Genomic DNA, 13,077 nt, shown 5'->3' on the forward strand with positions numbered 1-13,077 from the left:
ATGACAAAATGCTGAGCATCAAGCCGGTCGGCATCGACACCTATCCAGAGAATACTGCGTTCCTGCCCAGGAATGAGAGCGGCTATTCTCCCGCACAATTCCAGGCCCTGCGCAAGATCCGCATAGCCGGCAACGGCAGCGAAATCCTGGCCTCGCTGGCGCTGGTCGACGAGGGGGTGCTGCTCAAGCCCGGTGAGATCGGCCTCGGTAGCCAGGCCTTTCGCCGGCTCGGCCTCGCTGCCGGTACCGCCGTCACGATCGAACAGGCAAAGCCGCCGGCAAGCCTCGAGTTCGTCCGCCGAAAGATCGACGGGGACACACTGGCGGATATCGAGATCGAAGCCATCATTCGGGATATCGCCGCGCATCATTATTCGCCGATGGAGATCGGCGCCTATCTTGTCGCATGCGCGAACTTCATGAGCACGGCGGAAACACTGGCGATGACTCGTGCCATGGCGTCGGTCGGCGACAGGCTGAAGTGGAACGCGCCTCTCATCGTCGACAAGCATTGCATCGGAGGCATTCCGGGCAACCGAACCTCGATGATCATCGTGCCGATCGCAGCGGCGCACGGCCTGATCATGCCGAAGACGTCGTCGCGCGCCATCACATCTCCATCCGGTACAGCCGACACGATGGAGGTCCTGGCGAATGTCGAGCTGGGCGAAACGGCATTGCGCGCGATCGTTTCCAGCCACAAGGCAGTGCTGGCCTGGGGTGGCAAGGTGAACCTCTCGCCGGCCGACGACATTCTGATCTCGGTCGAGCGGCCATTGCGGATCGACACCTTCGAACAGATGGTGGCCTCGATCCTCTCGAAGAAGCTGGCAGCCGGATCGACTCATCTCGTCCTCGACATTCCGGTCGGTCCGAGCGCCAAGGTGCGCACGCAGAGCGAGGCCATCCGGCTGCGCAAACTCTTCGAGCATGTCGCGGACAAGCTCGGCATCGTCACCGACATTGTCTTCACCGATGGCTCGCAGCCCGTGGGCAACGGGATCGGGCCGGTTCTCGAGGCACGAGACGTCATGGCAGTGCTTCGAAACGACGAGGATGCCCCCGCGGATCTGCGCGAACGCGCACTGTTGCTGGCGGGTCATGTCCTCAACTTCGATCCGGCATTGAAAGGCGGACGAGGATATGCGCGAGCCGCCGAATTGCTCGCATCCGGTGCCGCCCTTGAAGCGATGGAGCGCCTCATTCAGGCACAAGGGGCACAGACCGCACGTTTCGAGCTTGGGCGGCATTGCTGTGAGATCTGTGCGTCCGAGACCGGTCGTGTCGCCGCGATCGATTGCCATCGGATCGCACGCATCGCACGCCTGGCCGGCGCTCCGATGGACAAGGGCGCAGGCATCGACCTGCTGCGCAAGCTGGACGCCGGTGTTCGAAAAGGAGAACCGCTCTACAGGATCTACGCCCAGTCCCAGACCGGGCTGGACTTTGCACGCGAGCTCGCGCTCGAAGATGCGGGCTACAGGTTCTCCCGATGAAGGCGATCGTCCTGGGCTTTGCGGATGGCGGCGGCGCCGCGCTTCGGCTGGCTTCGATGCTCTCGGCTCCGTTCGGGCGTGTCGACATCCATCGCTTTCCCGACCAGGAAAGTCTCGTCCGCGTTCCGCAATGCGCGGAGACGACGATCTTCTACCGCTCGCTCAATGAGCCGGACGCAAAGCTGATCGAATTGATCCTGGCGGCATCGGCTGCACGGGACAGCGGCGCGCTCCGTGTCATACTGGTTGCACCCTATCTGGCCTATATGCGCCAGGACAAGGCTTTCAAAGCAGGTGAAGCGGTAAGCCAGCGCGTCATCTGCAAGCTGCTGGCCGCGCATTTCGACGCGGTGGTGACGGTCGATCCGCATCTCCATCGCATCGCGAAACTCGCCGAGGTCATGCCGGATATCGTCACCATCACGCTTTCGGCTGCGCCATTGCTCGCCGGGCTTGTCGATATCGGAAAGCGGCCGCTGATCATGGCCCCCGATGGCGAGGCGAACCAGTGGATGATGCGCGTCGCCCAGCCGCTCGGCCTCGCACCGCTCACGGCTTCCAAGAAACGACTGGGCGACAGGGATGTGCAGCTCGACATCGACGGTCTGGACAGCGTGCGAGGGCGCGCGATCATATTGGTCGACGACGTGATCGCCAGCGGCGCGACCATGATGGCAGCGGCCGGCCAACTTATTTCCGCCGGCGCCACCCGCGTCGAAGCGCTGGTTACGCATTGCCTGGCCTCGCCGGAGGATCTTGCGCGCCTCGCAAGGCAGGGAATCACGCGGATTTCGAGCACCGACAGTGTCGAGGGCCCGACAGCGCGCGTCCAGCTTGCCGCGCTGATCGCGTCAGCACTCCGTCACGCGCGCCTGCTCGACTGATCCGGGAGAATCACGGCTCCGTCGCATTTTCGCCGGCGGCTCGCCCAATGCGATGGCAGAAAGCCGAATATCCTCTTGAGGTACCGCATCGTTTTTAAGGGACCCCGGCGCCAGCTTGTTCGCGCAATCTAATGCGTCTTGACCGCGGCGCTGCCGGCCGCACGCCGTCGCTTCCGGTCGCGCTGGAAGGCGCGGTAACCGTCGAGAACCGCCCGCATGTTTCTAAGTGCTTCGCGGCGCGCGCGTTCGTTTTCTATCTGCGTCAGATCGTGCTTCAGGTTCGTGATGAACCTGGCATAATCGTTCTGCCAATCCTCGCCCGTGATCTGTTCCAGCCCTGGCCTGGCGGTGTCGAGGCGGCGAGCGGGCTGGCCTGCGGGAAGCGCGTATTTCTCACCGATCTGCGGAAGCAGGATATTCGCGGCCGGGTCATCGGCCTGTGCCAGATCGCGCAGCCCGCGTGTCGCGTCGATCTCTCCATGGCTCAGAAAGAGACTGCCGACGATCGGCCGGCGGGCCTTGATCCAATCATGAAGCTCATCGCGATCGGCATGCGCCGAGTAGCTGTCGATACGACGAATGCACGCCCGCACATTCACATCGTCGCCTGAGATGCGGACCCGCTTTGCACCATCGAGAATGACACGCCCCAGACTGCCCTTCGCCTGGAAACCGACGAAGAGGACGGTGGACTCGCGCCGGTGGAGATTGTGCTTCAGATGATGCCGGATACGGCCGGCTTCGCACATTCCGGAGGCTGCCAGGATGATGGCGCCCGAGATCTGGTTGAGGCGGATCGACTCGCTCGTATCCGCGACGTAGCGGATCGCTGGATGCCGGAATATCTGCCCGTCACCGACATCCTCGATCTCAGCCGCATGCGCCTCGAACACCCGGGTGGCGCGACCGGCGAGCGGTGAATCCACGAAGATCGGCACGTTGGGAATGCGGCCCGCATCGGCAAGTGTCGCGAGATCCAGAAGCAATTCCTGCGTGCGCTCGAGCGCGAAGACCGGGATGATCAGGTTTCCACCTTTGGACAATGCGGATTTCACCTCCTTCTCGAGCGATGCCCTGCGCTGTTCGATCGTCTGCCGGGCCCGGGCGCGATTGCCGTAGGTGGATTCGCAAACCACATGGTCGAGACCGGACGGCCCGGCAGGATCGGGTTCGAAAGCCTTGTTGCTCGGGCCGATATCGCCCGAAAAAAGCAGATGGGCGTCCCCTGCCCGAATCTCGACCGACGCCGCCCCGAGAATATGCCCCGCATTCCAGAGCCGCGCCTGGAATCCAGGGGCGGGCTCAAACCATTCTCCAAGTGCGACGGGGCGGGCGAGCCCCCAGGCGCGAAGCGCGTCCCGCTCCGTGTAAAGCGGCACGAACTCGGTCTCTCCTGCACGATCACGGCGAGAATTGCGGCGGGACGCCTCGCTTTCCTGGATCCGTCCGGCATCGGAAAGCATATATTCGAGCAGGTCGGCCGTCGCCTGGGTGCACCAGATTGCGCGGTCATAGCCATTGGCGGCGAGCTTCGGGAGCAACCCGCAATGATCGATATGCGCATGGGTCAAGACCACCGCCTCTATCCGCCCGGTGTCGAAGACAAAGTCTTCCCGATTGAGCGCCTCCAGGCTTCGGGAGCCCTGGAACATGCCGCAGTCGACCAGGATGCTGTGGCCGTTCACGCTCAACTCCATGCAGGAGCCGGTCACGGTACCGGCGGCGCCATGAAATGTGATTGTAGGCTCCCCGGCATGTCCCGCCATCGTCTGGCACCTCCATTGTGATTTCGCCTTGATATCGCCTTCACAGCTGAGCGCAGTCCGTAGTTTCCCGAAGGGGCGGACGCGTCGGGCGCGCCTAGGGCGCCGTCGGCCTGGCGGCGTGATGCCCGATCGTGCCGCGCATCATCACCATGCCGGGCAGGAGCGGCACCCAGAGCGTCACCAGGCGCAAGAGCATGGTGCCGGCAAAGGCCGCCTCAAAGGGAAGCCCCAGCAATTTGAGCGTGGCCGTCGATGTGGCCTCGAAGCTGCCCAGGCCAAGAGGAAACGGCCCCAGGGTCGCGACAATCGATGCCATGATCAGCGCGATGAAGCACGTCGCGAACGAAGGCTCCGTCCCCAGGGCGCGCAGACATGCGAAGAGGGTGCCGGCATCCGCCAGGAAGATAAGTGCGTTGCACAGCGTCACCCGTACAATCAGCGCATGATCGCGCAACAATTCGGCGGGCGCCTGTGCGACGGTCTCCAGCAGCGAACGCACGAAGCGGATTCTCTCGATCCGAGGTGGCAGCGGCTCGCTGCCCCGGTTGTGCAGCCATAGCGCCAGGGCGGGGATGGCGAGTGCGACAGTCAGGAAAAGCGTGACGAGCCCGGCCATGAGCGGTGTCGCGTGATTGTGCAGCCAGAGCAGTATGAGCATCGTGATCGCGAAGAACGCATAGGCCGCATAAAAGCCGATCATCGAAATGAGTAGCGTTGCGGCGGCGGTTCCACGGGCGATACCGATTGCGCGCAGTTGATCGATCAGGAGGACATTTCCGCCCATGCCGGCGCTCGGCAGCGCCTGATCGGCGAAGAGTTTCGTGACCGCGATCCGCATCAGACGCAATATGGATCGCGGTGTGCCTGCGCGGCGCAGGATCTGCCGCCAGCCCATCGCAAGGCTCGCATAGGTGCCGCACTGAAACGCGATGGCAAGGCCGAGCCAAGCCGGCTCCGCCCGCCGGACAAGCTGCGCGAATGCCTCGATGTCTCCCCAGTGGGCGACCGCGCCCGCCAGAGCAGCGACTGCGACAAGCCCGAAGAACCAGCTGCGCCAGCGGCCACCCCCGGAAACGGATTCACCGCCTGAAGACATATCGGCCAGGTGCGGGATCGAGCGAAGATACGTTCTTGCCGCCCTCATCCATCGGGCGGCAGGCGACCGGGGTACCGGATCGGCTGGCAAGCCAATCACCCCATGCCGACCACCAGCTTCCACGGCGAAGCTCGGCCTTTCCTATCCAATCATCGGCGTCGACATGCTCGCTTGCCGCCGCGTGCGTCATGATCCTGAAATGCCGCTCTTCGTCCCCGGGCGCCGCGACGATGCCTGCATTGTGCCCACCGCTCGCGAGCACGAACGTGATATCCGTATCGGTCAGCAGGTGGATCTTGAAGACCGAGCGCCATGGCGCGACATGGTCCCATTCGGTTGCGACCGTGAAAACCGGGCAATCTATGTCCCCGAGCGAAATGGTCCGGCCATCGACGCGGAACCGCCCCTCGGCCAAGGCATCCTCCAGGAAGAGTTCGCGCAGATATTGACTGTGCATGGCCTGCGGCAGACGCGTGCCATCGGCATTCCAGGCCATCATGTCGGTAAGCGGCCGGACCTCGCCCATGAGATAGTCGTGAACCATCCGGGACCAGACAAGATCGTGGGACCGCAGCATCTGGAATGCGCCGCCCATCTGCCGACTGTCGAGATAGCCCTGGGCCCACATCAGATTTTCGAGGACATGAATCTGCGACGCATCGATGAAGAGGCCAAGCTCGCCCGGCTCGCTGAATTCGGTCTGCGCCGCAAACAGGGTCATGCTGGCGAGCCGATCGTCGCCGTCGCGGGCCATCGTCGCCGCGGTGATGGCGAGGAGCGTGCCGCCCAGGCAATAGCCTGCGGCATGGATTGTCCGGGTACCGGTCAGCCGCGAAATCGCATCCAATGCCGCCATGGCACCCAGGCGCCGATAGTCATCAAAGCCGATATCCCGATCCTTCGCATCGGGATTGCGCCAGCTGATCATGAAGACGGTGAAGCCTTGCGCCACCAGCCATCGGACAAGCGAGTTTTGCGGGCTGAGATCGAGAATATAATATTTCATGATCCACGCCGGCACGATGAGCACGGGTTCCGGGCGGACCTTTTCAGTCACGGGCCGGTAGCGAATGAGTTCGATGAGATGGTTGCGAAAAACGACGTCGCCAGGCGTCACCGCGACGTCGACGCCCGGACGGAAGGCATCGGCCCCCTTGGGTGGCTCGCGCCCTGCCCAGCGCCTCTGATCGTCCAACAGGTTCGTCCAGCCATCGAGAAGGCAGGTGCCGCCGGTTTCGGCGATATGCCGCTGCACGACCGGGTTGGTCGCGACGAAGTTGGAGGGCGCAACCATGTCCAGCATCTGCCGCACGACGAAGCGCACGACATCCTCGTGGCGCCGGGTGGTCCCGCCCACGGACCGACAGGCCTGATCCCACCAGTTCTCGGCCAGAAGGAAAGCCTGCTGCAGGAGGTTGAACGGCATTTCCCGCCAGTCGTCGGCTGCGAAACGCCGATCCTGCGGGGCAGGCAGGATACAGGGCGGGACGTTTGACTGCCCGACGATGCTGCTGCGCACATAGTCCCCGAAAAGCGTGCCCTTGCCTATCGCATCCGTGCCCAGATCGATCAGCGTCCCCGGTGAGCTGGCGAGATTGCCCAGCCAGTCGCCAAATGCGGCGGCAATGGAGGCCGGTGACACTCCTCCGGTCATCAGTGCCAGCACCGCACCGGCGGTCCGGTCGATCGTCGCCGAGGTCCGCGCCAGCGGATCCTCGCTTTCCAGGCGGGCGCCCGCTCCTTCCGGCATGCATAGTCTCCTTCCTTGCGGCGGATTAGGCGGTCCCGGCACCCGGCGAACTTGGGAGAGGTACGTAGCTTAACGGATTCGGTCGGCCGCGTGACGACGGCACCTGTCGGGTGATTGTCGATCAAGGAGCATGCGCCATGCACCTCAAGGACTGGGATTCGCTTTCATCCGCTGCTCACGAAGCGCGATGCATGTCACGCACCGCGTTCATGACCTCGGTGTTCCTGCAGATGGGCATGAGCGTCGCGCTGTCAGGCGCCGCCGCATTCACGGTGATGAACGAGCCCGCTCTTCAGCGCATCCTGACAGGGCCTGACGGTCTCACCGTCGCGGGTTGGATCGTCCTGCTTGCGCCGCTCCTGCTCGTACTTGTGCTTGGCGCGCGTACAGACCGGTTTTCCGGCGTGGCGGCACGCGCCACTCTGATCGTCTACGCGTCGCTTGTCGGCCTCTCCCTGGGCACAATCTTCATCGGACTCGCTCGAGATGGTCTGATCGCGGCTTTTTCCGCAGCGGCATCCGCCTTTGTCGCATTGGCGATCCTGGCCGGACTGTCGCGGCGAGACCTGTCCGGCATGGGCAATTTCCTCACGATCGCGCTTGTCGGGTTCACCGTCGCGTTGTGCGTCAATCTCCTCCTGGGATCAGCCAGCGTCGATCTGGCACTTGCGCTGGTCGGGGTCCTGCTGTTCGCCGCACTCGTGGCTTACGATACGCAGCGCCTCAAGAGCCTGTACGAAGAAGTACGATATCGGAACCCCCAAGGTGCCGCGAGTCTGGGCGCTTTGACGCTTTACCTGGACTTCCTCAATCTCTTCCTGTCGCTGCTGCGCTTCACGGGACACCGTCGGTGACCCTCGCCGCAAACGACTTCTGGCGTCGTCCGGTCTCCGACACCGTCAAGAACCTCGATACCAGCCTTCTGGGCCTCTCCAGCGCGGAAGCTGCCCGCCGGCTTGAAATCTTCGGCTCGAACGGGCTCGCCAGGGCAAGACGTCATCGCCTCCTGCCCGATCTCGCGCACCGGCTTTCCAATCCGCTTGTCGCGATACTGCTTGTCGCATCAACCATAGCAGGCGCGACCGGGGATGCGGCCAGCTTCATCATCATCGTCTCGGTCATCCTGCTTTCGACGACATTGGATATCGTGCAGGAAAGACGCGCGGAAGCGACAGCCGAAGCGCTGCGGCGATCGATCGCGCTGAACGCCCGGGTGCTTCGCGACGACGCGCCATGCGAGGTACCGGTCGACGCCCTCGTGCCGGGCGACGTCGTGTCGCTGGTGGCGGGCGACCTCGTTCCGGCCGACGGCGTGATCCTCGATGCCAACGCGGTCCAGGTCAATCAGGCCGCGCTGACGGGCGAGCCCTATCCGGTTTCGAAACGCGCCGAGTTCGAACCGGGTCCGACCATGATCGATGCACGCAACGTGCTGCTCCATGGCAGCTCCATGATCAGCGGCTCAGCGACGATGCTGGTGGTCGCAACCGGCGGCAAAACCCAATTTGGGCAGATCGCCGAGTCGCTTGCGCAGGACCAGCCGCCCACCGCGTTCGAACGCGGGATCCATCGGCTCGGCATGGTCATCGTCCGCCTGACGATCTTCCTGGTGCTCTTCGTTCTCCTCGCCCATATGATGCTGGGCCGACCACCACTGGAATCTTTTCTGTTCGCAATGGCGCTCGCCGTTGGTCTGGCTCCCGAACTTCTGCCCATGGTGATGACCGTCGCGCTCGCGCGGGGCGCGCAGCGCATGGCGGCTGCAAAGGTGATCGTGAAGCGATTGTCGGGGATCCACGACCTGGGCCAGATGGATATCCTGTGCACCGACAAGACGGGCACCCTGACGCAATCCAGAATCGCGATGGTCGCGCATCCAGGCCTGGATGGCACGGACAGCGACCGTGTCGCCGAGCTGGCAGCAATCAACGCCGCGTTCGAAACAGGTCTCAAGAGCCCGCTCGATGACGCACTTCTCGCCCATCTCGCCGGACATCCCGTCGAAGGATGGACCAAGCTCGACGAACGTCCGTTCGACTTCGAGCGAAGACGTGTTTCCGTCCTCGCGGAAAAGGACGGCGACCGCATCGAAATCGTGAAGGGCGCGCCCGAGACAATCCTCTCCTTGTGTAACCAGGTGGAAGACGGGACCGGAAAGCTTTCACCTCTTGACGATGGCCAGCGCGCCACAATCCGCGCGCTTCATGATCGTCATGCGGAAAACGGGTTGCGCATGCTCGGAATCGCATGGAAACCCGCGCAAGGTCGCGAACATATCGATACCGACGACGATGCCGGCCTTATCTTCGCGGGGCTGTGCGTCTTTATCGATCCGCCCAAGGAAAGCGCGACCAGCGCGGTTGCGCGGCTCGCCGCAGCGGGCGTCCGCATCAAGGTCATATCCGGCGACGCGACCGTCGTGGTCCAGCATCTCGTGGCCGCGCTCAATCTCCCGGTCGGCGGTATATTGGTGGGCGCGGACATGGACGGGCTTGACGATAGCGCACTCGCCGCACGGGTGGATACCGTCGACCTCTTCGCGCGCGTTACGCCGGATCAGAAGCTCAGGATCGTCCGCGCACTGCAATCGAGAGGGCATACCGTCGGCTTCATGGGGGACGGCATCAACGACGCGCCGGCGATACGCGCGGCCGATGTCGGGCTCTCGGTGGATGGCGCAACCGATGTCGCGCGCGAAGCGGCCGACATGATCCTGCTCGATTCCGATCTCAACGTCCTGGCGGACGGCGTTCGTGAAGGCCGGCGGACCTACGCCAACATCATGAAATATATCCGGATGGGGACCAGTTCCAATTTCGGAAACATGCTGACGATGGCGCTGGCCTCGATCGTCCTTCCATTCCTCCCGCTCACCGCCGTGCAGATCCTTCTCAACAACATGCTCTACGATCTCTCGCAGATCGGCATTCCCTTCGATCGCGCGGATGCGAGCGATGTCGCTCGCCCGCGAGGATGGGATATGGCGGGCCTGGTTCGCTTCACCTTCATCATGGGTCCGCTGTCCTCGATCTTCGACATTGCGACAATGGCGGCGCTGCTCGAAATCTTCCATGTCGACATAGCGACCTTCCGCGCTGCATGGTTCGTCGAATCCATGGCGACGCAGATTCTCGTCGTATTCGTGATCAGGACCGCCGCCCGCTTCTGGAAGGATAGGCCTCCCCTGATTCTGACCGGCACCGCGCTTGCTTGCCTTGTCGTGGCGCTGGCCCTTCCATTTCTTCCGTTTGCCGGTGTGATGGACTTCGCGGCCCCGAGCCTGGCTGTCATGGCGACGATCGCCGTCCTGGTGATCATCTACCTGGCGGCTGCCGAGGGGCTGAAGCGGGTCGCAATTCCCGAGCGTGAACGCGTCGCGAACTGACGAACGCCGTCCGGCGGTACTTCGGAGCGCTGTCCCATCGGGGGAGATCAGGCATGTTGCGATCACCCGCCGCCCAGGCGGCTCCCACATCCGGCGAAGCCGAAGACGGCGGAAAGTCCCGGATCACGATTGATATGGACGCCTGGATGTCCCGATGCGTCGGTTGCCTGCCGATCTGAAATGACCGGGCGAACGCAGGGGCAGGCCACGAGACCAATTCTGAACTACGGGCCGCCTGGGAGAAGGCCGATTTACCCATGATGCGCGAGAGCAATCGATCCGGCCGCACCAGATCGACTGCTCCAACCCCTTGTTTCGTCATGATCCAGCTTCGCCGGCCTGCGCTCCCGGCCGGCAAGTAGATCGACCTGCCTTGAAGTCGCCCTAGTGTCCAAGCACCAGGGGCAGCTTCGCATTGCTCAGCATCCGCTTGGTGACACCGCCAAAGGCTTCCATGAGCCGACCATGGCTATAGGCACCCATCAGGATGTAGTCGGCACGAAAGGCATCAGCGGCCGCCGCGATATGCTGGTCCGCCTTGGCAAGCCCGTCCTCGATCACCCGTACCGTGGCGTGGATGCCGTGGCGTGAGAGATATTTGGCGGCCTCGGCCGGCTCGACTCTTTCCGCGCCATCCCGGACAAGCAGGATTTCCACGGCTTGCGCACGCTGCAGGAGGGGAACACAGGCGCGCATCGTGGCCGCGATCGATGCCTGGCCGTCCCAGGCGATCAGAACGCGATCCAGTTCCAGCCGCTTGAGACTGTCGGGAACTGCCAGCACAGGCGTCCGGGCATGGGTCAGGATGCGGCTCGCCGCGTCCCGCATGTCGGGATATGGGAACTGGTCCAGCTTCCGGTTGAGGACAATGATATCGGCCAGCGTCGCTGCCTCACATACGGATTCGACCATATTGCCGATGACATCGGTCCAGTCCCAGGCCACGTCCTCATTGGCCAGGCGGCTCTCGAGAACCGTCCTGTTCCGGCTCTCGCGCTCGCGCTCATCGGCCATCAGCATCGCCTCGGCGGCGCCCACCGTATAATCGCCTACAATCGCAGGAAAAAGCGCCACATCGATGCAACTGAGATGACCATCGAGCGCACGGGTAAGATCAAGCGCGGCCTGCAGCCGGGCTTCCTGGCCTTCATCATCATGAACAAGCAGAAGTATGTTCTTCATGGCCACCTCCATCGATTGCCATTGACGCTATGGGAGACGCCGCCTGCCCGATATGCGGGATGATACGGATAAAAGGACGGCCACCCGTGCCCGAGCGGCCGTCAATGCGCCATCGCAGGTCAGTAGCCGACGATGATATTGTCTTCGACCCGATTGACGCCCGGTGCCGCCCAGGCGGCGCGCTCGGCGATGCCACGTTCGTTCCACGCCCTGACCTTGCCACCAAGACGAACGGTGCCGCCTTCCGTGACGACCGTGACGTTGGCGGAATCGAGGTTCGCCTGGCGCTTGAAGGCCTCCATGATCCGGGCCTTGATATCGAACGCCACCGGCATCGTTCTGATCTCGATGAGATTGCTCACGCCGGTGACACCGCTGATCCGGCCAGCCACCTTCTTCGCCTCGTCGCCCTGATAGTGCCAGTCGACGGTGCCGGTCAGCGTTACCCAGCCACGTTCGACCTTGACCTTGATCTTGTCGTCGGGAACCGAGACGCTCCAGGCGAACATGTCGACGATACGTTTGGCGATCTCATGATCGGCGGTCTTCGGATCGGATGCGAAGCGGACCTTGATCTCCTCGGCGATGGCCTTGACCCCGCCGACGCGGCGCACCGCCTTTTCGGCCGCCACCTTCTGCGCATAGCTCTTCACATACCCGGAAAGCGTCACGACGCCATCGTTTACCGCGACCCCGATATCCGCGTGATCGACGCTCGGCTCCCATTCAAGTTCGGCCATCACGTCATGCTGCAATCGGCTGTCGGTTTTCATCGATCGTCTCCTTGGGCTTGAGAAAGTCACTGACGGAAGCGGCAGGGCGTTCGCCGACCGCCACGGAAAGAAGCGTCGGCACGATGAGCGCGATGGCAGTTCCGCCAGCCGGGCGGCTCCTGATGCGCAATTGGCCGTGCACGGCACGTGCGAAGCGATGCACCCTGGAAAGACCGGCTCCGCGGGCAAGGCCTTGGTCCACCCCGGCGCGCGCGCGAGACAGCGCCGCCGATCCCATTCCATCGCCATCGTCACAGACCATGATCCAGATCCGCGAACCAGCCTTGTGGCTGCGCAGGCGGATCTGGCAAGCATGCGCAGCCACCGCATTCGCGATCAATTCCAGGATCGTCGAATCGAAGGCGTCCCCGTCGATCCGGACAAGTGCGCTGGGATGCGCGATTTCCAGATCGCATTCGATCCGGGAGCCCGCCAGCGCGATCAGCATCGGTACGAGGTCCGAGAGCCGCCGTCCGATGTCGGTCGTGCGGTCGGCCCGGCAATCCAGTCGGCGCGCCAACAGTTCGGTGGTCAGTCGTCCGCCCCGTATCGCCGCGCCCTCGATCGCGCCAAGAAGCGCCTGGCGCTGGCTACGGTTCGGATCGCGCTCGAGCAGGCGTTCGGCGGACGCCACGATCCCGAAAAGATTTCTGAGATCGTGGATCATCTCGCGGCCCGGCGGACTGGCCAGCGGGTTCGTGGGAAAGTTTTCCAGGAGCTGTTGCATTCGGCCCTCCCTTCGAGT

At 63.4% G+C, this 13,077-nt stretch carries 10 protein-coding genes; 4 read left to right on the top strand and 6 right to left on the bottom strand.

Translation table 11 applies throughout. The annotated features are described in order from the left end of the window. Nucleotides 1-8 precede the first annotated feature (8 nt). Together ACODTA_RS18520 and prs are read left to right on the top strand one after the other, a co-directional pair. Nucleotides 9-1,496: a thymidine phosphorylase family protein gene (locus tag ACODTA_RS18520; RefSeq protein ID WP_489067457.1), complete on the top strand. Its 1,488-nt coding sequence runs from the start codon at nucleotides 9-11 to the stop codon at nucleotides 1,494-1,496. Beyond that, nucleotides 1,493-2,380, top strand: coding sequence for a ribose-phosphate diphosphokinase (gene prs / locus ACODTA_RS18525; protein WP_489067458.1), 888 nt, complete (start codon nucleotides 1,493-1,495; stop codon nucleotides 2,378-2,380). The genes ACODTA_RS18520 and prs overlap by 4 nt, the downstream gene beginning before the upstream one ends. Before the next feature lie 128 nt (nucleotides 2,381-2,508). Here prs and ACODTA_RS18530 read toward each other — a convergent pair whose 3' ends face one another. The 3 genes from ACODTA_RS18530 to ACODTA_RS18540 form a co-directional block, all read right to left on the bottom strand. Beyond that, complete coding sequence (locus tag ACODTA_RS18530) at nucleotides 2,509-4,077, bottom strand: MBL fold metallo-hydrolase (protein ID WP_489067492.1); 1,569 nt, start codon at nucleotides 4,075-4,077, stop codon at nucleotides 2,509-2,511. A gap of 163 nt (nucleotides 4,078-4,240) precedes the next feature. Continuing rightward, the gene (locus ACODTA_RS18535) at nucleotides 4,241-5,242 is read right to left on the bottom strand and encodes a lysylphosphatidylglycerol synthase transmembrane domain-containing protein (RefSeq protein ID WP_489067459.1); all 1,002 of its coding nucleotides are present in this window, start codon (nucleotides 5,240-5,242) and stop codon (nucleotides 4,241-4,243) included. Next, nucleotides 5,226-6,992: a PHA/PHB synthase family protein gene (locus ACODTA_RS18540; protein ID WP_489067460.1), complete on the bottom strand. Its 1,767-nt coding sequence runs from the start codon at nucleotides 6,990-6,992 to the stop codon at nucleotides 5,226-5,228. The genes ACODTA_RS18535 and ACODTA_RS18540 overlap by 17 nt, the downstream gene beginning before the upstream one ends. Nucleotides 6,993-7,183: 191 nt before the next feature. Here ACODTA_RS18540 and ACODTA_RS18545 point away from each other — a divergent pair, with 191 nt between their 5' ends. Both ACODTA_RS18545 and mgtA read left to right on the top strand, forming a co-directional pair. After that, nucleotides 7,184-7,846: a Bax inhibitor-1/YccA family protein gene (locus ACODTA_RS18545; RefSeq protein ID WP_489067461.1), complete on the top strand. Its 663-nt coding sequence runs from the start codon at nucleotides 7,184-7,186 to the stop codon at nucleotides 7,844-7,846. Continuing rightward, nucleotides 7,843-10,377, top strand: coding sequence for a magnesium-translocating P-type ATPase (gene mgtA / locus ACODTA_RS18550; protein WP_489067493.1), 2,535 nt, complete (start codon nucleotides 7,843-7,845; stop codon nucleotides 10,375-10,377). Before ACODTA_RS18545 ends, mgtA begins: the two co-directional genes overlap by 4 nt. Before the next feature lie 384 nt (nucleotides 10,378-10,761). Here the strand turns inward: mgtA and ACODTA_RS18555 are convergent, their stop codons facing one another. From ACODTA_RS18555 to ACODTA_RS18565, 3 genes are all read right to left on the bottom strand, one after another. Continuing rightward, on the bottom strand, nucleotides 10,762-11,571 hold the full coding sequence (locus tag ACODTA_RS18555) for a universal stress protein (protein ID WP_489067462.1): 810 nt from the start codon (nucleotides 11,569-11,571) through the stop codon (nucleotides 10,762-10,764). Between the two features lie 107 nt (nucleotides 11,572-11,678). Continuing rightward, complete coding sequence (locus tag ACODTA_RS18560; RefSeq protein WP_489067463.1) at nucleotides 11,679-12,332, bottom strand: BON domain-containing protein; 654 nt, start codon at nucleotides 12,330-12,332, stop codon at nucleotides 11,679-11,681. Next, a complete protein-coding gene (locus ACODTA_RS18565; protein WP_489067464.1) occupies nucleotides 12,304-13,059 on the bottom strand; it encodes a sensor histidine kinase in 756 nt (251 codons plus the stop codon). The genes ACODTA_RS18560 and ACODTA_RS18565 overlap by 29 nt, the downstream gene beginning before the upstream one ends. Between the last annotated feature and the right edge of the window lie 18 nt (nucleotides 13,060-13,077).

Source organism: Sphingomonas sp. FG14, assembly GCF_057809675.1.